Raw genomic sequence first — 26596 nt, forward strand, 5'->3', positions numbered from 1 at the left:
CTGACCCGGCGCGCACGGGGTAGGTGGGAGGGGTCCGCGAACCGCTGCACGGAAGGAGCGCCATGACCACTCCCGAGGGCGGCCACCAGCCCCGCACCGGCGCCGACCAGCCGATCGACCCCGAGGACCTGGCGATGGCGAAGGGCCAGGACCCCACCCCGGCCGCGGTCGAGCGCGCGCGCCGGGAGATCGCGGAGAAGGGCTCGCGACAGGCCGTCGAAGACACCCTCCCCGACGCCTGACCCGACCGCGGACCGGCCCCGGACCGGCACCGGACCGTCTCCGGACCGGCTCGGGGTCCGGCGATCGGCCACGGGCCCCCCCGGAGCGCCCCGTACGGTGGGCGCCATGGCACAGGGGCAGCTGCGCGTGGTCGCCGTCGTCGTGGCGCACCAGCGCCGGGAGCTGCTCCTGGAGGCGCTGGCGGCGCTCGCGGACCAGTCGCGCCCGCTCGACGCCGTCGTGGTCGTCGACAACGCCTCCACCGACGGCTCGGCGCAGGCCGCTGCCGCGCTCGGCGCCGAGCGCGGACTGCCGCTCGACGTGGTGCGCCTGGAGCGGAACACCGGCGGCGCCGGGGGCTTCGCGGCCGGGCTGGCCCGCGCCGTGCAGGAGCACGACGCCGACCTCGTCTGGCTCATGGACGACGACACCGTGCCCACCCCGAGCGCGCTGACCGCCCTGCTGGCCGCCCGCGACGCCCACCCCGGGCCGGTCGCCGCGCTGGCCTCGCGGGTGGTCTGGCACGACGGGCGCGAGCACCCGATGAACACCCCCCGGGAGCGCCCGGGCCTGCGTCCGGCCGCCCGCGAGGCCGCTGCCCGGGCGGGCGGCACGGCCGTGCGGTCGGCGTCCTTCGTGTCCCTGCTCGTGGACGCCGGGGCCGTGCGCCGGCACGGCCTTCCGGTGGCCGACTACTTCATCTGGAACGACGACTTCGAGTTCTCCACCCGGCTGCTCCGCGAGGGCACCGGCCTGCACGTGCCCGCCTCGGTGGTGGTCCACAAGACGAAGACCTTCGGCAGCACCGACGCCGACCCGGGGGAGCGGTTCCGCTTCGAGGTCCGCAACAAGGTGTGGCTGTTCACCCGCGCCTCCGGCCTCGCGCCGTGGGAGAAGGCCCTCTACGGCGCCTCGACGCTGCGCCGGTGGGTCCGCACGGTGGCCCGCTCCTCCTCGCGCGCCGTCCTGCTGCGCTGCCTGGCGCGCGGTCTGGCCGAGGGGGTCCGAGCGCCGCGGCCGACCCCGGTCGTCCTCGCCGGCCTCGGGCCGGTGAGCGACGCCGTCGCCGCCGTCGAGCGCGGGGCCGGCCGGTGAGCGGGCCCGCCGCCGCAGCGGGCGCGCCGCTGCCCTTCTCCCTGCTGCTCCCGGTCTACGCCGGGGACCGCCCCGATCACCTGCGGCGCGCGTTCACCTCCGCCGTGCAGGAGCAGACCCGCCCGCCGGCCGAGGTGGTCGTCGTGCGCGACGGGCCCGTGCCCGAGGAGCTCACCGACGTGCTCGTCGAGCTGGTCTCGACCTCCCCGGTACCGGTCACCGTGCTGCCGCTGGAGGAGAACCGCGGCCTGGCCCTGGCGCTGGAGGCGGGCCTAGCGGCGTGCGCGCACGACGTCGTGGCGCGGATGGACGCCGACGACGTCAGCGAGCCGCACCGCTTCGCCGTCCAGCTGCCCCTCGTCGAGGCCGGGGCCGACCTCGTGGGCTCGGCGCTCGTGGAGTTCGACACCGACGAGGCCGACGCGGTCGCCGTGCGGGTGCCCCCGCTCGAGCCCGACGACATCGCGCACCGGGCCCGGCTGGCCAGCCCCTTCAACCACCCGACGGTGGTCTACCGCCGCTCGGTGGTGGCTCGCGCCGGCGGGTACCGCGAGCTGCCGCTGCTGGAGGACTACTGGCTCTTCGCGCGGATGATCGCCGCCGGTGCGCGGACGGCGAACGTGGCCGAGCCCCTCGTGCGCTACCGCGTGGGCTCCGGCTCCTACGCCCGCCGGGGCGGGTGGCGGCTGCTGCGCTCGGAGGTCGCCCTGCAGCGCCACCTGCGCGCCGAGGGCTTCACCACCCCCGCGCAGTTCCTGCGCAACCTCGTCGTGCGGGGCGGGTACCGGGTGGTGCCGGTGGGCCTGCGCCGCGGCGCCTACCGCGCGGTCTTCACCCGCCGCGCCTGAGCCTCAGCCGAGCGGCGCGAGCAGGTCGGGGGAGTCGTTGCGCACGCTGTTGACCGCGGTGGAGACCTCGTGGGTCTCCAGGTGCGGCTCGGGGACGGCGTCCAGCACCTGGCGCACGAGGTCGAGGTCGGTCAGGGTCGGGTCGAGCCAGTCGCCGCGCATGTCCGGCGGGATGATCACCGGGGTGCGGTCGTGGATGCGGCCGAGGGCGTCCGAGGCCTGCGTGGTGATGATCGTCAGCGACCACAGCCAGCGGTCGGGGTCGTCCTCGGCGCGCGCGGGGTCGGGCCACAGCTCGTAGAGGCCGGCGAAGGCCAGCGGCTCGCCGCCCGCCGCGTGCAGGAAGTGGGGGACCTTCGCCTTCTGGCCCTCCCTCTTCTCCCACTCGTAGTAGCCGTCGGCGGGCACGAGCAGGCGGCGGCGGGAGGCGGCGCGCTTGAACGCGGGCTTCTCCGTGATCGTCTCCACCCGGGCGTTGATCATCCGGTTGCCGATCGAGGGGTCCTTGGCCCAGGCGGGCACCAGGCCCCAGCGCAGCGTGCGCAGCTGGCGCGAGGGCGCGGCGTCCGGCTCCTCGCGCGGGGCGCGCTCGAGGACCGCCCGCACCGGCTGGGTCGGGGCGACGTTGTAGGACGCCGGGAGCTGCTCGCCCACGACGTCGTCGACCTCGAAGGCCTCCACCAGCTCGGCGTCGCGCCGGGAGCTCGCGTAGCGACCGCACATGCCGCCAGTGTGCCCGCTCGGCGCGGTCAGCGGACCGCAGCCGGAGCGGGTGCTGAGCGCCTCAACTCTGCTGCCGCCAGCAGACCAGATAGTCCTCGCTCTCGAAGACCGTCTCGCCGCACTGGCGAGCCGCCTCCTCGAACACCTCGGGCTGGATCTCGCGCGCGGGCGACCCGATGACGAGAGGGCCCTCGCTGCTGCCCAGCGGGACCGACGTCGTGCCGCTGAGGAAAGTGATGTCGGGACTCTGCCAGAAGCCGTACTGCTGGACTGTGGGGGAGCCGAGGCGCCGGACGACGTCCGCCACCTCGCGCTGATCCTGCAGCGACGGCCCGGGGGGCGACCACGCGGCCCAGGCGCCAGCGCCCGCGCCCGCGCCCGTGCACGCCACGAGGAACGAGGCCAGGACCGTGACGACCGCCCGCCCGGCCCCGGTGGTCGACCGCCGCAGGTGGCCGACCGCGGCCACCACGAGTGCTGCCAGGACGGGAAGCGCGAGGAGCAGGACGGGCATCGCGTGGCGCAGCCACGGCCGGTCGGCGATCGCCAGCCACCACGCCATCGTCGCGGCCAGCGCGCCGACGCCGGCGAGCACGACGACCGCCTTCGCCCGGAGCGCCCCGTCCGCGGTGCTCGCCCGCGACGCGCGCACCGCAGCCGGGGTGCCGGTGGCGCCGGCCGTGGTGGCGGCGGTCGCGCGCGAGCGCCGCCCCACGTGGCCGGCGAGCGACCAGCAGAGCAGGGCGGCGGCCACGAGCAGAGCGGTGGCGACGAGCGGCCAGGGCAGCCCCCAGGCCTCGCCGAGGCGGTCCACCTTCGCGTCCAGGGGGTTGGCGCCGGCGGCGCCACCGGACCCGGTGTTCTGCACGAAGCCGACGAACGAGCGCAGCCAGACCAGGTACGGGTCGACCCCGCCCATCGCTCTGACTTGCCAGGCCGCCCAGACGGCGTTCGGGAGGGCCACACCGCACAGGAAGATCAGGGTCTGCCCGACGCGGCGCTCCAGGTCGGCGCCTCGCCGGCCGAGCAGCACGGCGAGGGCGAAGGCGGGGACGGCGAGGACGACGATGAGCTTCACGCCCACCGCGAGGCCGACCGCGACGCCCGCGAGCACCCCCCACCGGGGTAGCAGGGCTAGGCCCAGGAGGAGCAGGGCGCCCGCCGGGACCTCGCCGAGCACGTCCGTGGGGCTCAGCACCACCGTGGCGGGCCAGTCGACGCGCAGCTCCAGCACCAGCACCGACGTCGCAGCGGCGAGCGCCCCCCAGCGGCCCGCGATCCGGTGTCCGACGGCGGCGGCAGCGCCGACGAGGAGGAGGGCGAAGGCCGCGCCCACCAGTCGCGCCACCCACAGGTGGGTGCCGAGGACGGCGAAGGCGGCGGCGACGGGGAGCAGCACCGGCGGTCCGGTCGAGATGTTGACGTCGAAGCGGGCCGGCTCCGCGCCGTACAGCGACCCGTCGCTGGCGTATCCAAGGCCTGCGGCCAGGTTCGCCGGAACCTGCAGGTTGTAGCCCTCGTCGTAGCTGACTGGCCCGGCCACCACGCCCTGCACGAGCACGCACAGGTGCAGAGCGGCGACGACCACGGCCAGCGCCGCCCACAGCACCCGGGCCCGGGTCAGGCGGATCGAGCGGGTGAGGGCTCCGCGCGACCGGGCTGGGCGGGCAGGAGTCACCGGGCGGGAGTGGCGCCGGGGCGACCGGCCAGCTGCACGGAGGCGACCTCGCGCGCGGCAGCACCGGCGAAGACGAGCAGCTTCTTCGGGGGCAGCAGCGGCTTCTTGGCCTGGCCGCCCCACATGGTGCCGACCTCGGAGGAACCGCGGCGGGGGATGTTCTGGACCCGCAGCGCCGCGACGCGCTGGCGGAGCCGCTTCTCCAGGATGGAGAAGTGCACGTGGGGGACCAGGGAGCGCTCGGGCACCCGCGCGAGCAGCTGCTGGAGCGCCACCGGGCGGTACGCCCGCATGGGGGTGTTCACGTCCAGGATCAGCCCGCGGGCGGTGAGCGAGGCCGCGACGCGGACCATGGCCGTGAGGACGCGGCGGAACCAGGGGTCCGTCCGGCCGTCGCGGACGCCGTGGACGACGTCCACCGACCGCAGCGCCTCCAGCAGCGTGGGGAAGTCCTGGCCGAGGAACTGCCCGTCGCCGTCGACGTGGATCAGGGCCTCCGGCTCGAGGGCCAGTCCGGTGCGGTAGGCCTCCAGGGCCGTCGGACCGTGCCCGCGGTTGTCCTGGCGCGCCACGACGTGGACGTGCGCTGGCTCCAGTGCGCTGGCGGCGGCCTCGACGGCGGCCGCGGTGCCGTCCTTGGAAGCGTCGTCGACGACCACGAGGTGGAGGTCATCCGTGGTGGGGGCGAGGTGGTCGACGATCTCGCGCAGGAAGCCTGGCAGGCCTTCAGACTCGTTGTACGCGGGCATGACGACGACGACGCGTGACCACTTCATGAACTGCCCTTCGTGGCGGGGTGCGACAACGCGGCGTCTCGGACAAACCGCCGCGGTCGGGGTGACGGACGGGTACGTTACAGAGCGAGGCCCACCGGTCACTGCAGAACGGACTGGTTGCAGCCACCGCTGCCGGGCACGACCAGTCAACGACCCGTAGGAGGTCCTCCATGCGCTACGTCCCTGTCCTCGCGAAGTTCGGTGCGGTCGGACTGCTCAGCACGCTCATCGAGGTGGCGAGCTTCAACCTGCTCGCCTACGTCCTGGGAACGGGCGTGGTGGCCGCGAAGGTGATCTCGTCGAGCCTCGCGCTGCTAAACGCCTACGTCGGCAACCGCCACTGGGCCTTCAAGCACCGCGGCAGCGCCGGGCGCGCGCGCACCATCGTGCTCTTCCTCGCCGCGAACGTGATCTGCACCCTCATAGGAGTCGGCATCGTCGCCGCCGTCGTCCACGGAGCGCACGTCGAGCAGCCGCTGTGGGTCAACGGCGCGAACCTCTTCTCCATCGGGGTCGTCGTGGTCGTCCGGTTCGTCATGTACCACCTGTGGGTCTTCCCCCGCCAGCAGCCCGCCGCCGAGGTCGTCCTGCCCGAGTCGGCGAGTGCGACCACCCCCGCGCCGACGGGTGCGACCGCGCAGGTCCGGCTCGCGCAGGCCCCGCCGCGGCAGCTGGTCTAGCGGCCCCTTGCGCCGGACCCGCGCCTCCACCGAGCGCCCTCGTCAACCCATCGTCCCGGACGCCCCGTTAGGGTGGTCCCTCCGCAACTGCCTGGAGTGTCGTGAACACTGATCTCGTCGTCGTCGGTTCCGGATTCTTCGGGCTCACCGTCGCACGCCAGTGCGCCGAGGACCTGGGGCTCAAGGTCCTGGTCCTGGAGCGCCGTTCCCACATCGGGGGCAACGCGTACAGCGAGCCGGAGCCCGAGACCGGCATCGAGGTGCACCGCTACGGCGCGCACCTCTTCCACACCAGCAACGAGCGGGTGTGGAAGTACGCCAACCGCTTCACCTCCTTCACGGGGTACCAGCACAAGGTCTACTCGACGTACCGGGGCGAGGTCTTCCCCCTGCCGATCAACCTCGGCACGATCAACCAGTTCTTCCGCTCCGCTCACGGGCCGGACGCCGCTCGCGCCCTCGTCGCAGAGCTGGCGGGGGAGATCGAGACCTCCAGCGCCAAGAACCTGGAGGAGAAGGCGGTATCCCTGATCGGGCGCCCGCTCTACGAGGCCTTCATCAAGGACTACACGGCCAAGCAGTGGCAGACGGACCCGCGCGAGCTGCCCGCCGAGGTGATCAGTCGGCTCCCTGTCCGCTACACGTACGACAACCGGTACTTCAACGACACCCACGAGGGCTTGCCCACCGACGGGTACACCGCCTGGCTGGAGCGCCTGGCCGACCACCCGAACATCACCATCCAGCTGGACACCGACTTCCTCGACGCCGGTGCCAGCGTCAACAAGTCCGGCGTCGTCGGCCAGGTGCCGGTGATCTACACGGGCCCGGTCGACGAGTACTTCGACAACGTCGAGGGCGAGCTCACCTGGCGCACGCTCGACTTCGAGCAGGAGGTGCTACCCGTGGGCGACTTCCAGGGGACGCCGGTCATGAACTACGCCGGCGACGAGGTGCCCTACACCCGCATCCACGAGTTCCGGCACTTCCACCCCGAGCGCGACTACCCGACGGACAAGACGGTGATCATGCGCGAGTACTCGCGCTTCGCGGGCAAGGGCGACGAGCCGTACTACCCCGTGAACACCGCCGCCGACCGCGAGCGTCTGCTGGCCTACCGCGACCTGGCTCGCGGTGAGGAGGGCGTGATCTTCGGGGGCCGCCTGGGCACCTACAAGTACCTGGACATGCACATGGCCATCGGGGCCGCATTGTCGCTCGTCGACAACAAGCTCACCTCCCACTTCACCGGTGGGGACCGGCTCGTCAGCGGCGGTGTGGACGCATGAGCACCGTCACGGACGCCGCCTCCACCGAGGGGCGACCGGCGGCCGGGGCCTTCCGCCCGGTCCACCGGGTGGTCTTCCCCGCCGACCAGGACGTCGACACGCTGCCGCTGTACCTGGACCGGCACCACTTCTCCTCGCCGCGGGCCGGCGAAGAGGGCGCCACCGGATCGGTGCACGTGCCGATGGATCTCGAGCACTCCCGGTGGCTCAACGACCGCCGCTCGATCACGGTGCCGGAGGCGACGAGGGTCTCCTTGGGCACCTACTTCAACGCCTTCCCCGCCGCCTACTGGCGCCGGTGGACCGGGGTCGCGGCGGTGCGACTCATCGTCCGCACCGCCGGGCAGGGCGCGATCACCGTGTACCGCTCCAACGCCCGGGGCAGTGCGCAGCGGGTGGAGACCCGGACGGTCACGGGCCGCACCGCGGAGTCCTTCGACCTCTCGCTCGCCCCCTTCGGTGACGGCGGCTGGTACTGGTTCGACCTCGTCGGCGGGGTGAGCCCGCTGCGGCTGGAGGAGGCCTCCTGGGCGGTCGCCGACCCCGGAGACGCCCCGCCGCCGAGCACCTGCACCATCGCGGTCACGACGTTCAACCGCCCTGACTTCTGCCTGGCGCAGATGCGCAACCTGGCGGGTTCGCCGGAAACCCTCGCGCGCGTCGACACGCTGCTGGTCGTGGACCAGGGCACCAACAAGGTCCGCGACGAACCCGGCTTCGCCGAGGCGGCGGCGGCGCTGGGCGACCGGTTCCAGCTCGTGGAGCAGGCCAACCTCGGCGGTTCCGGAGGCTTCGCCCGGGGCATGCACGAGACGCTGCGTGCTGGCGTGAGCGACCACGTGCTGCTGCTCGACGACGACGTGGTGCTCGAGCCCGAGGGCGTGCTGCGGGCCCTCGACTTCGCCGACCACACTCGGAAGCCGACGATCGTCGGCGGCCACATGTTCAACCTCTACGACCGCTCAGTCCTGCATAGCTACGGCGAGCGAGTCAACGAGTGGCGATTCTTCTGGGGCGCGGTTTCCGGCACCAAGGAGGCGTACGACTTCGCCGGCGCCAACCTGCGCCAGGCCCCGTGGCTGCACAAGCGGGTCGACGTCGACTTCAACGGGTGGTGGATGTGCCTCATCCCCGTGAAGATCATCCAGGAGATCGGGCTCTCCCTGCCCGTCTTCATCAAGTGGGACGACGCGGAGTTCGGCTTGAGGGCCAAGGCCGCGGGCTTCCCCACGGTCTCCTTCCCCGGCGCCGCGGTGTGGCACATGCCGTGGACCGACAAGGACGACACCATCGACTGGCAGGCGTACTACCACCAGCGGAACCGCTGGCTCGCGGCGCTGCTGTACTCCCCGTACGACCGGGGCGGCAACCTCGCCCGTGAAAGCTTCCAGGTCGACGTCAAGCACCTGCTCTCGCTGCAGTACAGCTCGGTGGAGCTGCGGCTGTCGGCGCTCGAGGACATCCTCCGAGGACCCGAGCACCTGCACGCCACGCTGGCCAGCAAGCTCCCGGAGATCCGCCGGATCCGCGCCGGGTTCAGCGACGCCCAGGTCCAGAAGGACCCGGCCGCCTTCCCCGACCCGCGGCGCCGCCGAGCCCCGAAGAGAGGCAAGGAGCCGGAGGCGCCGACCTCGGTGCCCGCCGGTCTGGTCACTGCGCTGACCGGGGCGCTGCGCCAGCTGCGCCCGGTGCCGCCTGCAGCCAGCGAGCAGCCCGAGGCCACCGTCCCGGCGATGGACGCTCGCTGGTGGAGGCTGTCCCAGCTCGACTCGGCCCTCGTCTCGACGGCCGACGGCGCCGGCGCCTCCTGGTACCGGCGCGACTCGGCCTCCTTCCGGTCCATGCTGGCGCGCAGCACCGCGCTGCACCGCCAGCTGGTCGCCGCCTGGCCCCGGCTCGCCCGCGAGTACCGGGGGGCGCTGCCGGAGTTCACCTCTCCCGCCGCCTGGGAACGCACCTTCGCGGCCGATCCCGGGTCATGACAAGGGTGGTCGCTGTGGAGGGGGCCAGCGCGTCCGCGGTGCCCCCCACAGCGGATGAGGGCTGGACCGCGCCGGGGCGCAGCAGCGGTCTGCTGGACGTCGTCCGCCGCAGGTACCTGCTTCGCCTCCTGGTGCGCAAGGAGCTGCGGGTGCGCTACCGCGCCTCTGTGCTCGGACTGGCGTGGTCCTACGTCAAGCCGGCAGTGCAGTACCTCGTGTACTTCCTGGCGCTGGGCGTCTTCCTGCAGCTCAACGGGTCGATCCAGGACTATCCGGTGTACCTGTTCTCGGGCCTGGTCGTGGTCAACTTCTTCTCCGAGGCGTTCGGGAACGCCACCCGTGCCGTGGTGGGCAACGCGCCGCTCGTGAAGAAGATCTTCCTGCCGCGGGAGCTGTTCCCCGTCGCCAGCGTCTGGGTCGCCGGGGTGCACTTCCTCCCGCAGCTCGCCGTGCTGTTCGTCGGCGCCCTCGTCAGCGGCTGGCGGCCGCTGCCCCTCCCGCTCCTCGGGGCGGTCGTCGCGACGCTCATCGTCCTCACCCTCGCCACGGGTCTGGGGCTCCTCTTCGGTTCGCTCAACGTGCTCTACCGAGACCTGGAGAACGTCGTCGACCTGCTGCTCATGGTCGTCGTCTGGGTTTCCCCGGTGCTGTACCCCTGGCAGCGCGTGGCCGGCGTGGCGGGCGCCGATTCGGTCGTGCTGACCGTCTACCAGGCCAACCCGGTGACCATCGCCGTGGAGCTCTACCACTGGGCTTTCTGGTGGCCCGGCACCGACCGAGATCCGTCCGTCCTCCCCTCGGCCCTGCTCTGGCATGCAGGGCTGGGCCTCCTCACCGCCGTCCTCGTCCTGTTCGTGGGCCAGCTGGTCTTCCGCAGGGTCGAAGGGCGCTTCGCCCAGGAGCTGTGATGGTGTCGCCCGACCAGCGGATCGTCGTCGACGACGTCCGCATGAGCTTCCTGCTCCGCCACAACCGCTCGCTCAAGGAGCTCGCGGTCTCGGCGGTCCGCGGCAAGGACCCCTCGAACACGTTCATGGCGCTCGACGGCGTCTCCCTAGACGTGCGCAGCGGGGAGACGCTCGCCCTCCTGGGCCACAACGGCTCCGGCAAGTCCACGCTGCTGAAGCTGATCTCGGGCGTGATGCGTCCCAGCAGCGGCAGCGTGCAGGTCCGCGGCCGCATCGCCGGACTGATCGAGGTGGGGGCCGGCTTCCACCCCGATCTCACCGGCAGGGAGAACGTCTACCTCAACGGCGCGATCCTCGGCATGGACGAGGCGACCATCCGCCGCCGATTCGATGACATCGTCGCCTTCAGCGAGATCGAGCGCTTCATCGACACTGAGGTGAAGCACTACTCGTCGGGCATGTTCCTGCGCCTGGCGTTCGCGGTGGCGGTCCACACCGACCCGGAGATCTTCCTGGTCGATGAGATCCTCGCGGTCGGGGACGAGCCGTTCCAGCGCAAGTGCCTGGCCCGCATCCGCGAGCTCAGCGCCGAGGGGCGCACGCTCGTCGTCGTCAGCCACGACCTGCCGATGATCCAAGACCTGGCCTCGCGCGTCGTGGTCCTCCGCAGCGGCAGTACCGTCTTCGACGGTGATCCCGCGGAGGGCGTCTCCATGCTCAGGGGGCTGGACCCGCACGCCTAGGACTCGTCACGAGCAGGTGGGGCGGTGGCGCAGTCGCGCCACCGCTCCACCTGCTCGTGCCCCCGTCGGCGCTCGGCCCATTGCTCAGCGGGCCCCCTGCGCGTGCGGGGCGGGCTCCTCGGCAACGGCCTGAGGCGCCTCGCCCCGCGGCGACCCTGATCGGCGCCTGCGCGGGGCGCGGCGGCCGAGGAGGGCTCGAACCTGGGAGAGCGCGGCCCAGAGGAGGCCGGCGACCACGGCCACGGCCCAGGTCGCGATGCCGAGCGACCACCCCGGCGGGGTGAACTCCAGGGTGACCGTGCTGCCCGCGCCGTCGGCGGGCACGTGGGCGGAGAGCAGGTAGCCGTCGATGGGGTCGTCCAGCGTCGCTCCCGTCGCGGTGTAGCCGGGCCAGGCGAGGCGGCTGAGGGCGAGGTCGCCGCCACCGGCGCCGACCTCGTCGACGCGCAGGGTCAGGCTGCGGTCGGTGCGGTCCAGCTCGGTCACCTCGAGGCCGGGGGAGGCCCACACCACGCCGCCAGCGTGCGGCACGGGCGCGTCCCGCACCCAGGTGACGGTGTGCACGCCCTCGTCCGCGACCCGCCAGCCGGCAGGCGGCGCAGCGTCCGGGACGGTGGCGAGCGCCGAGCGGAAGATCTGCAGGGTGCTCACCGACAGCTGGTCGACCAGCGGCAACCCCGTGGTGGTCTGGGGCTCGAACAGCACGGGGAAGAGGGCGTCGCAGGTCTCCCCGCGCCAGTTCATGCACAGGCTGCTGCCGTAGGCGGCGTAGCCCACGGGGCTGTAGGTGTTCTGCACCTGCGCCGGGTTGAGCAGCCACATGTTGGCCAGCGAGGACTCCTCCCACACCGAGTCGTCCCCGCTGCGGTTCATCGCTTCCACGATGGAGCCCACGACGAGCACGTCGCCCTCCGCCTGGGGGAGCTGGTCGTCGAGCGCGGCCACCTCGGCGGGCGCGTGCCAGTCGGACAGCGGCACCGTCGGGTAGGACTCCCGGGCGAGCGCCGTGAGGAGGAGCGAGGCGAGCGACATCACCAGCGCGGTCGCAGCGAGGGCGCGGCCGTGCCGGCGCCCTCCCCGCAGGAGCAGCCAGACCGCGCCGACGGCGAGCAGCGTGAGCACGGCCGCCTGGGCGAAGTTGCCCCACCGCGTCGGGTCCTGGCTGAAGGCGAAGTAGGACGTCACGCCGACGAGGGCCGCGGCGCCCAGGAGCCGGCCGCGCGCCAGCTCGGTCGACCGCGCGCGGTCGAGCAGGACGGTGAGGATGACGACCACGGTCAGGACGATGTACGGCATCAGACGAGCCGGGTAGCGCAGCGGTCCGACGTTGCTGGGGCCGAGCACGAACGCGGCCACACAGGCGAGGACGACGAGCTGATCCGCCAGCGAGGCGAGCGTCGCCCGGGCGCGCTTCCAGTCCACGAAGGACACCAGGGGCAGGAACCAGGCGATGTACAGCAGCGGCACGGGAGCCAGCCAGCCCCAGTAGCCGTTGATCTCCGGTCGCGCCGTCGCGAGCGCCGAGGTCAGCAGCCCGCTCAGGTCGGCGTTGAGGAACCCGTCGTTCGAGACGGCCTGGGAGGAGCGGGTGGTGACCGACGCGGTCAGGACGCCCGGAAGGTAGACGGTGGCGGTGAGCAGGCCGCAGAAGACGCCGACGCCGACCAGCCGCGCCAGCGAGGCCCACCGGGCGCGGGCCAGTAGGGGCAGCGCGAGGGCGAGCAGGGTGAAGCAGACCATGATCGTCCCGTGGACGTAGCCGACCGTCACGATCAGGTAGCCGGAGCCGAGGGCCGGCAGGGGGTTCCGCCCCTGGACCACGCGACGGCAAGACCACCAAAACCACGGCAGGAGGGACCAGACGAGCAGCCCCGTGACCCACGACGGCGCGTCCATGTAGCTCGTGAAGCCACCGACGGTCACGGCCATGCCGGCCACGCTGCTCATCGGCGCCGAGGCGCCGTACGAGCCGGCCAGCTGGTAAGTGCCGAGACCGGCCACGAGCAGGAGCGCGACCTTCACCACGGTGCAGAACAGCAGCGCATCGGCGCTGGTGCTGGCGAGCAGCCCGATCAGGAGGACGAGCGGGTTCCACAGGCCCCACTGCCCCTCGGCGGCGATGTTGCCGGCCTGCCACGTCGTGGTGTCCAGGAGCGCGGGCAGGTGTCCGGCGCGCAGGGTCTCGCCGAGGCGGAACCAGATGCCGAAGGCGCCGATCTGCGTGTCGTCGACGTAGTAGTAGCGGGGGTTCCAGAGGAGCGGCGAGGCCGCGCCCAGCACGACGAACACTGCGGTGACCCCCGCCCAGGCCGCCCGGGAGGCCGTGCCGGCATTTCGAACGCGTCGCTGGGTCGCTGTCTGGATGGGCGTCGCCACTGCTGCTCCTGTCCTCGGAGTCGCCGTGCCGTTCCGTCCCCGTCCTTGCCGCAGGACCCTCAGGACGTCGGCTGCCACCCGCTGACGAGCTGGCGCACCGGCGACTGTCCCGAGAACCGTAACCGGTCGGAGCGGCCGGTCAGGGCGGTTCGGACGCACCGCCGCCACCCTCCCTGGGGAGGCCACGGCGGTGCGTCCGCGATCAGGTGCGGGTACCGGGTGTCGGGACCACTTGGGGGATCACGCGGCGGACTCGCCCACGGGCACCTCGTCCAGGGCGCCGGGGGCGACGACCGCGATCACCGGGGAGTTCGTCCCGGCGAGCTCGAGCAGAGCCTCCCAGGAGGTGACCGGCCGCTTGGTGCCGGCGACGAGCTGGAACACCTCCGGCGCGCCGCTCACTCGCACGAGCAGCGGGTCCGTCATCGGGGCGGCCGAAGTCCTCAGGCGCGCGCAGGTCGACGGCTCCAGCGCGGGGGCCGGCAGCACGCCCGCCTCCCACGACGGCGGGACGGGGCGCAGCGCCCCCGCGACCGCCAGCACCGGCGAGCCGGCGCAGGTGACCGTGGTCGACAGGGTGCCCGCCGGGCGGTACGTCGCCAGGGTGACGGGGGACACCTCGGTGAATCCGCGGACCCCGAAGGCCTCGCTGACCTCGAAGGAGGGCAGCCACCACCGCGACCCCGCGCCGTCGACGAACCAGACCTCCGCGGAGCCGGGGGCCTTGACCAGCGTCGCCAGAGGCAGCAGCGGCACGCCAGCGGGGAGCAGCGGCACGGCCCGGTCGGGCAGGACGCTCACCGGAGGGGTGGGCGTGCCGGAGAGGGCGACCAGGTCGTCCCAGCTCTGCACCTGGCGGCGCGCGGTGCCGTCGTACTGGAAGACCGTCGAGCTCGTCGCCCCCCGCACGAGAACAGGGGTCGGCAGCGCGGCCCGCTCGGGCAGGGCCGCCACCAGGGCGGCGGACCATGCGGAGGCACCGGGTGCCATCCCGGCCGGGGCCGGAACGCGGCCCTCCGAGGTCAGCAGCCAGCGCCGGCCTGCCGGGTCCGACACGAGCGGGGACTGGCTGCCCGAGGCGCCCAGCAGCGCCGCGCTCTCGGAGAACAGGTCGCCACCGGGCAGCTGCCCGATCGCCGTCTGCCGGTAGAGGTCGTCGTCCACACGGGTCACCCCGGTGCTCTGGACCAGGTACCGGTCGCTCGTCCCGCGCACCCGCACGAGGACGTCGGGGCGCACGACCGGGGCGCCCACGGGCAGCCGGACCGCAGCGTCGTCCAACACCACGCTGGCCCGAGGAGTGCCCGTCGCGTCGAGGGCGGTGAAGTCGAGGATCTCGCGGCGCTGGCCGGCGGCGGCCAGCCACAGCACGGAGGAGCTGCGCGTCCGGTAGGCCGGGGTCAGGTCCGTGCCGCCGACCAGGGCGGAGAGCTGGACATCGGTGAGCACGGGCAGGCTGCCGCAGTCGTACCCGTAGGCCCCCACGAGCTCGCACGTGGCGACCGGCAGGCGCAGGTTGCCCGTGACGAAGTACACCTGGCCGCCGGTGGAGAGCACCATGCGCTGCAGGGGCCTGCCGGTGGGGATGCTGTCGAGGTAGACCTGCGAGGTGGTGCCGATCGAGCCCAGGCGCGAGAACGCCTCGACCGTCGCCATGCTGTCGACGGGGAGCTTGACGTTGCCGGCCAGCAGGTAGACGGCGGGGGAGCTCGGGCTGCGCACGAAGAACCCGCCCGAGGAGGGATCGCCGAACCAGTCGGTGAACTGCCGCCAGAAGTTGCGGTTGCCGTACGCGGAGCAGTCGTCCCCGGTGCCGTACAGGTTGGCCAGCGCGGCGGCGTTCGGCTGGTACGGGGTGTAGTTGTAGAGCCCCGCGGTGGCCTGGTTGGCGATGCGGACGAACGAGCCGCCACAGGCGGCGTTCGGGCTCCACTGGATGAAGTTGGAGGCGCCGGCCTTGTAGCCGTACCGGCCGGGGTTGTTGGCGTACACCAGGTACTGGCGGGCGGCGCTGTAGAGCTGGTTGAAGAAGCCGTTGTACTGGGCGTCGCAGGGGGCGGTGTCGGGGCAGGCGTAGCCGGTGGCCTTGCGGTACTTGTCGGCGGTCGGAGCCGTGGCCGTGACCAGCCCCTGCTCCTTCTGGAGCAGGACGAGCAGGACCTTGGGACTGATCCCGCACGCCTGCGCGACCCTGACGATGATCGTGGAAGCCCGCTCGTTGGACTGCCCCGGGTACTCCCAGCAAAGCCCGCTGGCGGCCGGGCGCGTCCAGGTGGTCTCGGTGTAGTCCTTCAGACAGGTGTACCCCGCCTGGCAGCTCCTGACTCGGGCCTCGAGGAAGGCCTGGACCGCGCCGGCGTCCATCGAGCGCGAGTCCTTGAACACCGGGTCGCTGATGATGTTGCCGGGGTCGAAGCCGCTAGCGGTCGCGGCGTCCGCCTGGGTGGGCGCGCCCACCGCCTGGAGCCCGGTCAGGCACATCACGGCGAGCAGCGTGGCCGTCAGTAGGCGGGACAGGCGCCTGGGGCGGTTCGAGTCGGTCACGGGGAGATCTCCAGAGTGGCGGGCTGCGACGAGCCCTGGTGGTCGGGCGAGAGGTAGTGGACGACGACGGTGGCGCGGCCGGCCGGCAGGCCGGTCGTGTCGACCACCAGGTCGCTGCAGATCGTCGTGGTCGCGTCGGCCGACGCCGGTCCGCCGGCGCTCGACTCCAGTCCGCCTGCGGTGATCGAGGCGGTGCAGCTTCCCGAGGACTCCACCATGCCTGGGACGTAGGCGGCGACGGTGACGGACCGGGTGCCGGGAGCTTGCTCCACGTAGGTGGTCACCGGCTCCACGAGGCCGCGGCCCGAGGGTGCCGTCCGCGAGGCCGACGCCTTCGGCGTGGTGGGCGTCCAGTCCGGGGTGGGGCTCTCGGCGGTCGGCCCGGCGGAGCCCGCCCCTGCGGCGGGGGGCGGTTCGGCGGTGGGGACCGCGGCGCTGGCCGGCGAGCCGCCCGCCGGGTCGGGGGTGGTCGACGGCACGGCGGGCGTCATGGGGCTCGGCGCAGGAGCGTCCGCGGGACGGGAGCATCCGGCCAGCCCGGTGCCCAGGCAGGCGGTGACCAGGGCAGCGGCGATGAGCCGCTTGCGGCGGCAGGGCAGGTTCGGTGGCACGTCGGGCCTCCTGGGGCGTCGTCTGGTGAGGTGTCCGAACACCAGAGGTCCGGTCTCGTCAGAGTGACACGCCGAGCGTCCGGAGGTCCTCGATCGTCTGGATTGCACTGTCCGCGCCCTTCAGTCGCATCCAGTGCTGCAGCACCGCGAGCTCGTCGGAGTCCGCGACCTTCCGGCGGAACATGCCGTCCCCGACCCAGACGTCCGGGCTGGAGCTCTGCTTGGCGAGGATGAGGTTGCGCATGGGGCCATCTCCTTCGTCGAATGCCCCGGCGACGGCCGCGAGGGTTGCGTCACCGGGAGGAACGTTGATCTCGAAGTGCATCTCGTCCTTGGTGGACCGGTAGTCCCCGCCCCAGCGGACCGTCCCTCGGCACTCAGCGAGGATCGAGCGGATCGCTCCGACCTGAACTGCGGTGAAGGTTCCGGTGGCGCCGTTGGGATGCCGGGGGGCGTTCAGGTCGATCGCCGTCCCGCTGGCGTGGTTGGACCACTCGCCCGGGCTGTTGACGTTCGCCCGGTAGCTGTAGCCCCAGCAGCCCGTTCCCAACGGCTCGACCTCCGCGTGGAAGCGGCGGGCGACCTGCAGGAGCACCGCGCCGGCGGCCGTGTCGCTGACTGGCAGGGACGTGCCCGTCCCGGGGACCGTGAGGGTTCGGACGCCGATGAGCGAGGCGGGGCTCCCCACGGGCCAGCCGTTGCCCGACCGCTGGACGTCGGCGGCGCCAGCGCGCAAGGTGCCCGTCGCCAGGAGGAGAGCCGGGGCCGCCAGGACCCCGAGCAGCAGCGACCGCCGGCGCAGCTGGAGGGCGCCCTCGGAGGTCCCACGCGGCGCAGGGGCGGTCTCGTTCGACTCGGCCATGCCACTCCATCGGCCCAGCAGTCCGATCTCTTGAGCGGCTGGTGGGGGGAACGCCCCCCTTCGCCCGGATCGCCGTCCTCTCAGACCGGTCCCTGGTAACTTCGCAGCTGTCCCCCTCTCGACCCAGGAGTCGGTCCTTGCGCCATCTCGACACCCGGGGAGCCTGCGACGGCTCCGCCGGGATCCGACCGCCCCGCTCGTGCCAGCAGCCGCGATGCGCCGGCGCGCGGTGACGGCGTCGACGACGCCCCCGGTTGTGCCGGCGGTGGCCGCTGAGTCGGCTCCACAGCCGCCCGCGGGCATGCGCGGCGGTCCGGGCCCCCTCCTACGGGTAGTCAAGGACCAGCGGCTGGCCTTCGTCATCGTCGGCGGGTTCAACACCGTCCTGGGGACCGCCTGGTTCGTCGTGCTCCACTACCTCACCCACGGGTGGGGCGGTTACCTGGTGACCCTGCTCATGGCCCACGTGGCGAGCGTCCTGTGCGCCTTCGTCCTCTACCGGTACCTGGTCTTCCGCGTGCGCGGCCACCTGCTGCTGGACCTGGCGCGCTTCGAGCTGGTCAACCTCACCGCCCTGGCCGTCAACGCCGCGCTCCTGCCGCTGTTCGTCGAGCTCTTCGGCCTGCCCGTGGTCGTCGCTCAGATCGCTGTGACGCTGGTGTCCGCACTGGTCACCTACGTCGGGCACAGCGGCTTCTCCTTCCGCCGGCCCCGTCCCGACACCAGTGCAGAGGACCCCGCATGAGGCCAGCCGTCTCCATCGTCATCCCCTCGTACAACAACGAGGACTACATCGCCGAGACGATGGAGTCCGTGCTCGCCCAGACCTCCGAGGAGCTGGAGGTGGTCGTCGCCGACCACAGCTCCACGGACCGCACCTGGCAGGTGCTCCAGCGGTGGGCAGATGACCCTCGGGTGACGCTCCTCACCACCCCGGCCGGTGGTGGGGCGAAGGCCAACTGGGACCGCGTGAGCCAGGCGGCGTCGGGTGAGTGGCTCAAGCTCGTCTGCGGCGACGACCTCCTGCGGCCGACCGCCGTGGCCGAGCAGCTGGAGGCCGCCAGGGCCAACCCCGGCGTCGTGATGGTCGCCTCGAAGCGCGACGTCGTCGACGCCCGCGGTCGCACGGTGGTGCCCCGGCGCGGGCTCGGCCGCCTCCGCGGCCGCGTGCCGGGGCTGCAGGCCGTGCGAGCCACGGTGCTGGCCGGCGGCAACCTCTTCGGGGAGCCGGCCTGCGTCCTGCTGCAGCGCGACGTGCTGGAGCAGGTCGGCTGGTGGGACGATAGCCAGGGGTACTACATCGACGCCGGGACGTACGCGCGGGTGCTGGCGCACGGCGACCTGGTCGCCCTGCCGCGGACGCTCGCGGCCTTCAGAGTCAACGCGGGCCAGTGGAGCGTGCGCCTCGCCGGAGAGCAGGCGCAGCAGGCGGCCGCCTTCCACGCCGCCGTGGCCGCGCGCGAGCCGGGGTTGCTCTCCCGGCGCGACGTGCTGATCGGCAACGCCATGGCGGTCCTGCTCGCGATCGGTCGGCGAGCCAGTTACATCTGGCTCCGTCGTCGGATGCACGCCGCTCGATGAGCCCGGACCGCGCGAGCCCCCCCGCTACAGTCGAGGCCGTGACGACCAGCTCGCAGGACGGCGCGCCGCGGTCGGCTCCGCCGCACGCCATCTCCGTCGTGATCCCCGTCTACCAGGGTGAGCGGACGCTCCCGGGTCTGCTGGCCGAGATCGCGCCGCTCACCGTCCCGCGGACGAGCCCGGCCGGTCACGACTACGTGGTGACCGAGGTGCTGCTGGTTCACGACCACGGGCCGGACCGCTCGGACCGGGTGATACGTCAGCTCGCGGCCGCGCACCCGGTGGTGCGCCCCGTCTGGTTGAGCCGCAACTTCGGCCAGCACCCGGCGACCCTGGCCGGCATGGCCTCTGCGGGTGGGGACTGGATCGTCACCCTGGACGAGGACGGCCAGCACGACCCCGCCGACATCCCAGTGCTCCTCGATGCCGCGCTGGCCGACCGGGCCGACGTCGTCTACGCCGCGCCGACGAACTCGGCATCGCACGGTGCCCTGCGCAACGGCGCCTCGCGCGGGAGCAAGCGCCTGCTCGCCGCGGTGATGGGCCGCAAGGACGCCCCGCTGTACCAGAGCTTCCGGCTGGTGCTGGGCGAGGTGGGCCGCAGCGTGGCGGCGTACGCAGGCGGCGGCGTCTACCTCGACGTCGCGCTCAGCTGGGTCGCCTCCCGCGTGACGACCGCGCCGGTCGCCCTGCGTGACGAGGGGGACCGGAAGTCCGGATACTCGTTCCGCACGCTCAGTTCCCACTTCTGGCGCATGGTGGTGTCCAGCGGGACGAGGCCGCTGCGCCTCGTCAGCGTGCTGGGCGCAGGATTCGCCGTGCTCGGCGTGGTGCTCGCGCTGGCGCTACTCGGACAGCGGCTCCTGGGGGACGACGTCCCTGTCCAGGGCTGGACCTCGACCATCGTCATCGTGCTCCTGAGCACCGGTGCCACGCTGTTCTCGCTGGGCATCATCGCCGAGTACCTCGGCGTCGCGGTGAACATGGCGATGGGGAAGCCCCTGTACGTGATCGTCAGCGATCCCGGCAACGGCCCCTTGGGAAGGGCCACCAGGTCGACCGGGGCAGCGGGTGCCGCGGGCGTCGGGCGCTCGGAGCCCGCACCCCAGGTCCCGCAGGGCTCCTCGCCAGCTGACCGCCGGTGACGGTCCCCCTCTGGGTCGTCGGTGCCGGGGGGCTGCTCGGCTCGGCGGTGGTGCGACGTGCGCGGGCGCACCACCGCACGGTGCTGACGACCGCGGTCCCCTGGGCGGACCCGGATGCCGCTGCCGCTGCCCTGCGCGGGGGAGTGCGGGCGCTCCTGGACCGGGCTGATGAAGGGCCTTGGCAGGTGGCCTGGTGCGCGGGAGCGGGAGTGGTGGCCACGGCGCCCGACCAGCTCCAGGCCGAGCTGGCGACCCTGGAGCGGTTCTTGGACGACCTGGGCGCGGAGGTGGCCCGCGGCGCGGGCGAGGGGTCCCTGTTCCTGGCCTCCTCGGCCGGGGGCGTCTACGCGGGTGTGCCCGGCGGTGCTTACGACGAGGCGAGCCCGGTGGGGCCGCTGGCCCCGTACGGGCACGCGAAGCTCGCCGCCGAGGCCCTGGCTGTCGCCGCCGCCGAGCGCTTCGGCATCTCAGTGCTCGTCGGGCGCATCGCCAACCTCTATGGCCCCGGCCAGCGGCTCGACAAGGCCCAGGGCGTGATCAGCCAGATCTGCCGGGCGCACGTGACGGGGCAGCCGAGCCACATCTACGTCTCGCTCGACACCGTGCGCGACTACGTCTACGTGGATGACGCCGCAGCCATGGTCATGGACGCGCTCGACGGGCTCGGTGCGGCCGCCGGGCCCGTCGCCCTGACCAAGATCCTGGCCTCGCAGCAGGGGGTCACCCTGGGGGCGGTCCTCGCTGAGTGCCGACGGGTGTTCAAGCGCGCCCCGCGCGTCGTGCTGGGCGCCTCGCCGGCGTCCGCGTACCAGGTGCGCAGCCTGCGCTTCACGTCCCGCGTGTGGCCGCAGTTGGACGCCCGTCCGCTGACGCCCCTGCCGGTCGGCATCCACCGCACCCTGCTGGACCTGCGGCTGGCGGCAGCGGCTGCGGGCTGACCCGTCAGCGCCCCCGCTCCAGGAGGTGTAGCAGGTAGGTGCCGTACCCGCTCTTGAGCAGCGGCTGGGCGCGCTCGCGGAGCTCGTCGTCGGTGAGGAAGCCGCGGCGCCAGGCGACCTCCTCCGGGGCGCCGATCTTCAGGCCCTGGCGCTCCTCGACCGTGCGCACGAACGCGCCGGCGTCGAGGAGGGAGTCGAAGGTGCCGGTGTCGAGCCACGCGGTGCCGCGCGGCAGCACCTCGACGGACAGCTTGCCGGCCTCGAGGTAGGCGCGGTTGACGTCGGTGATCTCGTACTCCCCGCGCGCCGACGGCTCGAGGTCGCGGGCGATGGCGAGCACGTCGTTGTCGTAGAAGTACAGGCCCGGCACGGCGTAGTTCGACCGAGGGCTGGCCGGCTTCTCCTCCAGCGACACGGCTCGGCCCTCGGGCGTGAACTCCACGACCCCGTAGGCGCTGGCGTCCGCCACCCAGTAGGCGAAGACGGCGGCGCCGTCGATGTTGGAGAAGCGCTGCAGCTGGGAGCCCAGGCCGGGCCCGTAGAAGATGTTGTCGCCGAGGACCAGCGACACGGAGTCGGTGCCGACGAAGTCCGCACCGATGACGAAGGCCTGGGCGAGCCCGTTCGGCTCCTTCTGCACGGCGTAGCTGATCGAGATGCCGAACTGCGAGCCGTCGCCCAGGAGTCGGGCGAAGTGATCGGCGTCGTGCGGCGTCGTGATGATGAGGACGTCGCGGATGCCCGCCAGGATCAGCGTCGAGAGCGGGTAGTAGATCATCGGCTTGTCGTAGACCGGCACCAGCTGCTTGCTGGCCCCGAGAGTGATCGGGTGGAGGCGAGAGCCGGTTCCGCCGGCAAGGATGATTCCGCGCATCCGCCCATTCTGCGGCACCGGCCCCCGGCGAGGTGCCGGTCGTCTGTGCCGGTCGACCCGTCGTGCGTCTTGCGTCGTGCGTCGTGACCCTGCGCCGGGCTCTTAGGGTGACCGCATGCGCTATCTCGTGACCGGTGCCGGCGGGATGCTCGGCCGCGACGTCGTCGCCGTCCTCGGGGAGGCCGGCCACGCCGTGACGGCGGCCGCGCGCGCCGACCTCGACGTGCTGGACGCCGCCGCGCTCGCCGCCGCGGTGCCCGGGCACGACGTGGTGGTGAACTGCGCTGGCTGGACGGCGGTCGACGACGCCGAGGCCGACGAGGCGGGGGCGTTCGCGCTCAACGCCGTGGCGCCGGCCCGCCTCGCCCGCGCCTGCCGCGCCGCCGGGGCGCGGCTGGTGCACGTCTCCACCGACTACGTCTTCGACGGCGACGCCGCCGAGCCCTACGCCGAGGACGCACCGGTCGCGCCGCGCTCGGCGTACGGGCGCACCAAGGCGGCGGGGGAGTGGGCCGTGCGCGCTGAGGCCCCCGACGCGCTCGTGGTGCGCACCGCGTGGCTCTACGGCGCCGGGGGCGCCTGCTTCCCGAGGACGATCGCCCGCGTCGCGGCCGAGCGCGGCGCCGTGAGCGTCGTCGACGACCAGGTCGGCCAGCCCACGTGGACCCGCGACGTCGCCGCGCTCGTGCGCGACCTGGTCGACGCGCAGGCGCCGGGCGGCGTCCACCACGCCACGTCGGCGGGGCGGGTGAGCTGGTACGGGTTCGCGCGCGCCGTGGTCGCCGCGGCCGGGCTCGACCCCGACGCGGTCAAGCCCACCACCAGCGAGGCGTTCGTGCGCCCGGCGCCGCGCCCGGCGTGGTCGGTGCTGGGCCACGCCGGCCTGGCCACCGCCGGCGTCGAGCGGATCGGCGCCTGGCAGGAGCGCTGGGCGCTCGCCGCGCCGTCGGTGCTGGGCTGACCGCTCCCGAGCACGGACGGCCGTCTCAGCGTCCGAGGCTGGCGTACTTGGTCTCGGTGGCGTCCTTCTGGGGGCGCCACCACTCCTCGTGGTCGCGGTACCACGCGATGGTGGCGGCGAGGCCGTCGCGGAAGTCGGCGTAGCGCGGCGTCCAGCCCAGCTCGGTGCGCAGCTTCGTGGAGTCGATGGCGTAGCGCAGGTCGTGGCCGGGACGGTCGGCGACGAGGTCGAAGGCGTCGGCGTCCTGCCCGGTCAGCTCGAGGATGAGCCCGACGACCTCGCGGTTGTCCTTCTCCCCGTCGGCGCCGATCAGGTAGGTCTCCCCGGTCACCCCGCGCTCCAGGATCGTCCAGACCGCGGCGTTGTGGTCCTCGACGTGGATCCAGTCGCGCACGTTCGTGCCCTGGCCGAAGAGCTTGGGCCGCACGCCGTCGAGGACGTTGGTGATCTGGCGCGGGATGAACTTCTCGACGTGCTGGTAGGGCCCGTAGTTGTTGGAGCAGTTCGAGATCGTCGCGCGCACCCCGAACGAGCGCGCCCAGGCCCGCACGAGCAGGTCGGAGGAGGCCTTGCTCGAGGAGTACGGGCTCGAGGGGTTGTACGGGGTCGCCTCGGTGAAGCGCGCCGGGTCGTCCAGGGCGAGGTCGCCGTAGACCTCGTCGGTGGAGATGTGGTGGTAGCGCACGTCGTGGGCGCGCACGGCCTGCAGCAGCGTGTACGTGCCGACGACGTTGGTCTGCAGGAACGGCCACGGGTCGTGCAGGGAGTTGTCGTTGTGCGACTCGGCCGCGAAGTGCACGACGGCGTCGGCGTGGGCCACGAGGGAGTCCACGAGCGGCGCGTCGGTGACGTCGCCGTGCACGAAGCGGATCGCGTCGGCGACCGGCGCGAGCGACGCCCGGCTGCCGGCGTAGGTCAGCGCGTCGAGCACCGTGACCTCGGCGTCAGGGTGCTCGCGCACGACCTGGTGGACGAAGTTCGCCCCGATGAACCCGGCTCCGCCGGTGACCAGCAGCTTCATGCGCACTCCTCGAAAGCCGAACGGACGACTGCAGGACCCTAGCCGTCACCCGTGCTGGTGTCCGGCATATCGGGATTCGTCCCCGGCGGCCCCGATCAGGCCAGGGCGCGCAGGTGGCCTCGGACGGACGCAGCGTCCGGCAGCACGCCCTGCGCCCGCGCCTCGGCGAGCGAGGGCGCCACCTGGTCCTTCGCGGAGAGCTGCCAGGTGAGCTCCGAGCCGTCGCGGGCCGTGGTCGGCCACGCGATGCCGACCTCGGGGTCGAGCGGGTGGATGCCGTGCTCGCGCTCGGGGGCGTAGCCGGTGGAGACCAGGTAGGTGACGGTGCTGCCCGGGGCCAGGGAGCAGAACGCGTGGCCGAGGCCCTCGGAGAGGAACACCGCGCGCCGGTCGACGTCGTCGAGCAGCACCGAGTCCCACTGCCCGAAGGTCGGGGAGCCGACCCGGACGTCGACGACGACGTCGAGGACCGCCCCGGTCGTGCAGGTGACGTACTTGGCCTGGCCGGGCGGCACGTCGGCGAAGTGGACGCCGCGCAGCACCCCGGCGTCCGAAACCGAGCAGTTGACCTGCGCGACCTCGAGGCGGCGCCCGACGACCTCGGCGAGGGCCTCCGCCTTGTACGCCTCGAGGAACACCCCGCGGCCGTCGGGGAACTGGCGGGGGGTGATCCTCCACGCGCCATCGATGCTCAGAGGGGTGATGTCCACAGCACCACCGTATCTGGGGCGCGTGCGGTGCCCCGGCGCCTCAGGCGCGGCGGGTGACCTGCTCCTGCTCCGCCACCCGCTCGGCGTCGGGAGCGCCGGGGCCGAGGAGCACCAGCGAGCCGTCCACCGAGAGCGCGTCGAGCAGGACGGCGGTCGCGGCGGCCGGGTCGGTCCCGTCGGCGCCGAGCAGCACCCGCTCCTGCGGCGCGAGCGCCCGGGAGACCTCCACCGGCAGGGCGCCGGCCACGAGGGGCAGGTCGTCGCCGTACCCGGCGACCTCGGCGTTGTAGTCGACCGCCCGCGGGGGCAGCCCTGGCCCGGCGCTGAAGGCGAGCGCCGGCAGCGCCACGACGACGAGCAGGCCCCCGGCCGGCACGGGGGCGTCGGCGCGGTCGGTGACGACGACCTCCGCCTCTTCGAGGCCGCTGGGCGCGGCGCCCACCGCTGCTGTCGCGAGCGCCCAGACCACCGAGCGCCAGTGCGCGGGCAGGGCGAGGTGCACGCGCGTGCCGGGGACGGCGTCCAGCTCTTCCACGAGCAGGTGGGTCGTCTTGGCCACCCAGTTCTCCAGCACCCGCGCGGACAGCTCCACCCGCTCGCCGTGCGCGCCGTACCAGGTCAGGCGGGGACGGCCCGGGTCGCTGGCGCGCACCCGCGCCAGCAGGCCCGCGACGGTCACCGCGGTGCGCTCGGGCGTCATGCGCCGTTGGGCTCGGGGGAGTCCGAGGAGGGGTGGGCCTCGACGAAGTCGGCGATCGCCTCACCGGAGACCGCGCCGCACAGCTGCAGGACGCCGTCCTCCGCGCCCCAGTGCGCCAGCCCGACGGTCGCGCCCTCGGGCATCTCGCCGCGGGTCTCGTCCCAGGGGGCGGCGATGAACTTGCCGCCGGCCTCGGACAGCGTCCGCACCTGCGTGGCGATCTCCTGCAGCTGCTCGCGCTCGCCGGCGGGCAGGGCGCTGGAGTACCAGGCGACGGTGTAGCCGTGCTCGAGGTTGTGCACCAGCGTCTCCACCGCCGGCACGTCGTCCGCGGAGTAGAACGGCGCGGCCGGGTAGGCGGGGCTGGCGAAGTGGGCGCCGAAGACCGCCGGGACGGTGGTGTAGTCGACGGTGGTGACGTCGGGGCTGGGGGTGCCCGGCCCGACGTGCTCGCTGACGCCGCTGGCCGACTCCGTGGTCGGCGAGGAGCAGTCCGCGGCCGCGGCCGCGACGCCCATCCGACGGGGGTCCTGGGCGCGCTGCTGGCGGACCACGGCGACCGCGACCACGGCGACGAGGATGACGACCAGCGCGGCCGCCGCCCCGACGATCAGCATCGTCCGGCGGCGCTCCCCGGCCTGCTGGGTGCGCCGCATCTGCTCCAGCCGCGCCCGGCGCTCCGCCTCGGCGCTGCGCCCGCTGCCGCCCGAGCCGCCCCCCGGAACCCGGGAAGCGCCCTTGGTGCCCTTGGCCACGTCGTCTCTCCTCCGCCGGGGACCGCCCCCGAGTCACCCCCGACTCTACGGAACGCCGCGCCGGGAGGGGGTCGGCACGCACCGCTGGAGCAGGGACACTGGGACGCGTGTCACAGGCCCTTCCCCGGCCCGGCGGCCCGGCCGTGGCGGCCGAGCGCTGCTGGCGCCCCGCCCGCGACCTCGACCTGGCCGCCACCGTCTCGGTGCTGCGCCGCGGTGCGGGCGACCCCGCCGTCCGCCGCGACGGCGACGGGGTGTGGTGGTGGGCCACGGGCACCCCGGCCGGCCCGGCGCTGCTGTCCCTGCGCGCCCTGCCCGCGGAGGGCGCCGTCCTCGCCCGCGCCTGGGGCGCCGGGGCGGGGTGGGTGCTGGACGGCGTCCCGGAGCTGCTGGGGGAGGACCAGGACGACGCGGGGTTCCGCCCGCGGCCCGAGCACCCGCGGCTGGTCGCCGCGTGGCGGGCCCGGCCGGGTCTGCGGGTGCTGCGCACGCGGGCGGTCTTCGAGGCCCTCGCCGGGGCGGCCGTGGAGCAGGTGGTGACCGTCGTCGAGGCCCACCGCTCCTGGCGCGACCT

At 73.4% G+C, this 26596-nt stretch carries 26 protein-coding genes; 14 read left to right on the forward strand and 12 right to left on the reverse strand.

Annotated elements, in window-relative coordinates; genetic code table 11:
- Positions 1 to 62 precede the first annotated feature (62 nt).
- The 3 genes from AC5FZL_RS00985 (at position 63) to AC5FZL_RS00995 (ending at position 2165) form a co-directional block, all read left to right on the forward strand.
- Entirely contained in the window at positions 63 to 242 is a 180-nt protein-coding gene (locus AC5FZL_RS00985) for a hypothetical protein (RefSeq protein WP_493616693.1), read from the forward strand.
- A 106-nt stretch (positions 243 to 348) separates the two neighbouring features.
- Positions 349 to 1317 carry a glycosyltransferase gene (locus AC5FZL_RS00990; protein WP_493616694.1) on the forward strand — a complete coding sequence of 323 codons (969 nt, stop codon included), beginning with the start codon at positions 349 to 351 and terminating at the stop codon, positions 1315 to 1317.
- Positions 1314 to 2165 carry a glycosyltransferase gene (locus AC5FZL_RS00995; RefSeq protein WP_493616695.1) on the forward strand — a complete coding sequence of 284 codons (852 nt, stop codon included), beginning with the start codon at positions 1314 to 1316 and terminating at the stop codon, positions 2163 to 2165. Before AC5FZL_RS00990 ends, AC5FZL_RS00995 begins: the two co-directional genes overlap by 4 nt.
- Positions 2166 to 2168: 3 nt before the next feature.
- On the opposite strand, the gene AC5FZL_RS01000 is transcribed toward AC5FZL_RS00995, so the two are convergent.
- The 3 genes from AC5FZL_RS01000 to AC5FZL_RS01010 form a co-directional block, all read right to left on the reverse strand.
- Positions 2169 to 2888 carry an SOS response-associated peptidase gene (locus tag AC5FZL_RS01000; protein ID WP_493616696.1) on the reverse strand — a complete coding sequence of 240 codons (720 nt, stop codon included), beginning with the start codon at positions 2886 to 2888 and terminating at the stop codon, positions 2169 to 2171.
- 61 nt (positions 2889 to 2949) lie between these two features.
- Positions 2950 to 4566: a hypothetical protein gene (locus AC5FZL_RS01005; protein ID WP_493616697.1), complete on the reverse strand. Its 1617-nt coding sequence runs from the start codon at positions 4564 to 4566 to the stop codon at positions 2950 to 2952.
- Positions 4563 to 5342 carry a glycosyltransferase family 2 protein gene (locus AC5FZL_RS01010; protein WP_493616698.1) on the reverse strand — a complete coding sequence of 260 codons (780 nt, stop codon included), beginning with the start codon at positions 5340 to 5342 and terminating at the stop codon, positions 4563 to 4565. The genes AC5FZL_RS01005 and AC5FZL_RS01010 overlap by 4 nt, the downstream gene beginning before the upstream one ends.
- A 170-nt stretch (positions 5343 to 5512) precedes the next feature.
- Here AC5FZL_RS01010 and AC5FZL_RS01015 point away from each other — a divergent pair, with 170 nt between their 5' ends.
- The 5 genes from AC5FZL_RS01015 (at position 5513) to AC5FZL_RS01035 (ending at position 10944) form a co-directional block, all read left to right on the forward strand.
- Positions 5513 to 6022 carry a GtrA family protein gene (locus AC5FZL_RS01015; RefSeq protein WP_493616699.1) on the forward strand — a complete coding sequence of 170 codons (510 nt, stop codon included), beginning with the start codon at positions 5513 to 5515 and terminating at the stop codon, positions 6020 to 6022.
- A 101-nt stretch (positions 6023 to 6123) separates the two neighbouring features.
- On the forward strand, positions 6124 to 7311 hold the full coding sequence (gene glf / locus AC5FZL_RS01020) for a UDP-galactopyranose mutase (RefSeq protein ID WP_493616700.1): 1188 nt from the start codon (positions 6124 to 6126) through the stop codon (positions 7309 to 7311).
- Positions 7308 to 9293 carry a glycosyltransferase gene (locus AC5FZL_RS01025; RefSeq protein WP_493616701.1) on the forward strand — a complete coding sequence of 662 codons (1986 nt, stop codon included), beginning with the start codon at positions 7308 to 7310 and terminating at the stop codon, positions 9291 to 9293. The genes glf and AC5FZL_RS01025 overlap by 4 nt, the downstream gene beginning before the upstream one ends.
- 38 nt (positions 9294 to 9331) lie before the next feature.
- Positions 9332 to 10201 carry an ABC transporter permease gene (locus AC5FZL_RS01030; protein ID WP_493616702.1) on the forward strand — a complete coding sequence of 290 codons (870 nt, stop codon included), beginning with the start codon at positions 9332 to 9334 and terminating at the stop codon, positions 10199 to 10201.
- Positions 10201 to 10944: an ABC transporter ATP-binding protein gene (locus AC5FZL_RS01035; RefSeq protein ID WP_493616703.1), complete on the forward strand. Its 744-nt coding sequence runs from the start codon at positions 10201 to 10203 to the stop codon at positions 10942 to 10944. Before AC5FZL_RS01030 ends, AC5FZL_RS01035 begins: the two co-directional genes overlap by 1 nt.
- An 84-nt stretch (positions 10945 to 11028) precedes the next feature.
- Here the strand turns inward: AC5FZL_RS01035 and AC5FZL_RS01040 are convergent, their stop codons facing one another.
- The 4 genes from AC5FZL_RS01040 to AC5FZL_RS01055 all read right to left on the reverse strand — a co-directional run bounded on the left by AC5FZL_RS01040 (position 11029) and on the right by AC5FZL_RS01055 (position 17337).
- The gene (locus AC5FZL_RS01040; protein WP_493616704.1) at positions 11029 to 13233 is read right to left on the reverse strand and encodes a hypothetical protein; all 2205 of its coding nucleotides are present in this window, start codon (positions 13231 to 13233) and stop codon (positions 11029 to 11031) included.
- Positions 13234 to 13560: 327 nt separating this feature from the next.
- Positions 13561 to 15864 carry a LasA N-terminal domain-containing protein gene (locus AC5FZL_RS01045; protein WP_493616705.1) on the reverse strand — a complete coding sequence of 768 codons (2304 nt, stop codon included), beginning with the start codon at positions 15862 to 15864 and terminating at the stop codon, positions 13561 to 13563.
- Entirely contained in the window at positions 15861 to 16475 is a 615-nt protein-coding gene (locus AC5FZL_RS01050; RefSeq protein ID WP_493616706.1) for a hypothetical protein, read from the reverse strand. Before AC5FZL_RS01050 ends, AC5FZL_RS01045 begins: the two co-directional genes overlap by 4 nt.
- A 58-nt stretch (positions 16476 to 16533) precedes the next feature.
- Complete coding sequence (locus tag AC5FZL_RS01055) at positions 16534 to 17337, reverse strand: M15 family metallopeptidase (RefSeq protein ID WP_493616707.1); 804 nt, start codon at positions 17335 to 17337, stop codon at positions 16534 to 16536.
- Between the two features lie 301 nt (positions 17338 to 17638).
- Here AC5FZL_RS01055 and AC5FZL_RS01060 point away from each other — a divergent pair, with 301 nt between their 5' ends.
- From AC5FZL_RS01060 to AC5FZL_RS01075, 4 genes are read left to right on the forward strand one after another with little or no spacing between them, the layout of a single operon-like run.
- Positions 17639 to 18082 (forward strand): GtrA family protein, encoded by a 444-nt coding sequence (locus AC5FZL_RS01060; protein WP_493616708.1) that lies wholly within the window; start codon positions 17639 to 17641, stop codon positions 18080 to 18082.
- Positions 18079 to 18918 (forward strand): glycosyltransferase family 2 protein, encoded by an 840-nt coding sequence (locus AC5FZL_RS01065; RefSeq protein ID WP_493616709.1) that lies wholly within the window; start codon positions 18079 to 18081, stop codon positions 18916 to 18918. Before AC5FZL_RS01060 ends, AC5FZL_RS01065 begins: the two co-directional genes overlap by 4 nt.
- Before the next feature lie 38 nt (positions 18919 to 18956).
- The gene (locus AC5FZL_RS01070) at positions 18957 to 20063 is read left to right on the forward strand and encodes a glycosyltransferase (RefSeq protein ID WP_493616710.1); all 1107 of its coding nucleotides are present in this window, start codon (positions 18957 to 18959) and stop codon (positions 20061 to 20063) included.
- A complete protein-coding gene (locus tag AC5FZL_RS01075) occupies positions 20060 to 21001 on the forward strand; it encodes an NAD-dependent epimerase/dehydratase family protein (RefSeq protein WP_493616711.1) in 942 nt (313 codons plus the stop codon). The genes AC5FZL_RS01070 and AC5FZL_RS01075 overlap by 4 nt, the downstream gene beginning before the upstream one ends.
- A gap of 4 nt (positions 21002 to 21005) precedes the next feature.
- On the opposite strand, the gene rfbA is transcribed toward AC5FZL_RS01075, so the two are convergent.
- Complete coding sequence (rfbA, locus tag AC5FZL_RS01080) at positions 21006 to 21875, reverse strand: glucose-1-phosphate thymidylyltransferase RfbA (protein ID WP_493616712.1); 870 nt, start codon at positions 21873 to 21875, stop codon at positions 21006 to 21008.
- Between the two features lie 115 nt (positions 21876 to 21990).
- On the opposite strand from rfbA, the gene rfbD reads away from it, so the two are divergent.
- On the forward strand, positions 21991 to 22836 hold the full coding sequence (gene rfbD / locus AC5FZL_RS01085; RefSeq protein ID WP_493616713.1) for a dTDP-4-dehydrorhamnose reductase: 846 nt from the start codon (positions 21991 to 21993) through the stop codon (positions 22834 to 22836).
- A 25-nt stretch (positions 22837 to 22861) separates the two neighbouring features.
- Here the strand turns inward: rfbD and rfbB are convergent, their stop codons facing one another.
- The 4 genes from rfbB to AC5FZL_RS01105 form a co-directional block, all read right to left on the reverse strand.
- Complete coding sequence (gene rfbB / locus AC5FZL_RS01090) at positions 22862 to 23857, reverse strand: dTDP-glucose 4,6-dehydratase (RefSeq protein ID WP_493616714.1); 996 nt, start codon at positions 23855 to 23857, stop codon at positions 22862 to 22864.
- A gap of 95 nt (positions 23858 to 23952) precedes the next feature.
- Positions 23953 to 24567: a dTDP-4-dehydrorhamnose 3,5-epimerase family protein gene (locus tag AC5FZL_RS01095; protein WP_493616715.1), complete on the reverse strand. Its 615-nt coding sequence runs from the start codon at positions 24565 to 24567 to the stop codon at positions 23953 to 23955.
- A gap of 40 nt (positions 24568 to 24607) precedes the next feature.
- A complete protein-coding gene (locus AC5FZL_RS01100; protein WP_493616716.1) occupies positions 24608 to 25267 on the reverse strand; it encodes a TIGR03089 family protein in 660 nt (219 codons plus the stop codon).
- The gene (locus AC5FZL_RS01105) at positions 25264 to 26022 is read right to left on the reverse strand and encodes a DUF3105 domain-containing protein (protein WP_493616717.1); all 759 of its coding nucleotides are present in this window, start codon (positions 26020 to 26022) and stop codon (positions 25264 to 25266) included. The genes AC5FZL_RS01100 and AC5FZL_RS01105 overlap by 4 nt, the downstream gene beginning before the upstream one ends.
- 107 nt (positions 26023 to 26129) lie before the next feature.
- Between AC5FZL_RS01105 and AC5FZL_RS01110 the strand changes: the two genes are divergently transcribed.
- Positions 26130 to 26596, forward strand: a 467-nt coding sequence (locus AC5FZL_RS01110; protein ID WP_493616718.1) for a DNA glycosylase family protein, incomplete at its 3' end; no start/stop codon positions are given.

The sequence above is a fragment of the Quadrisphaera sp. DVD1 genome (assembly GCF_058932755.1).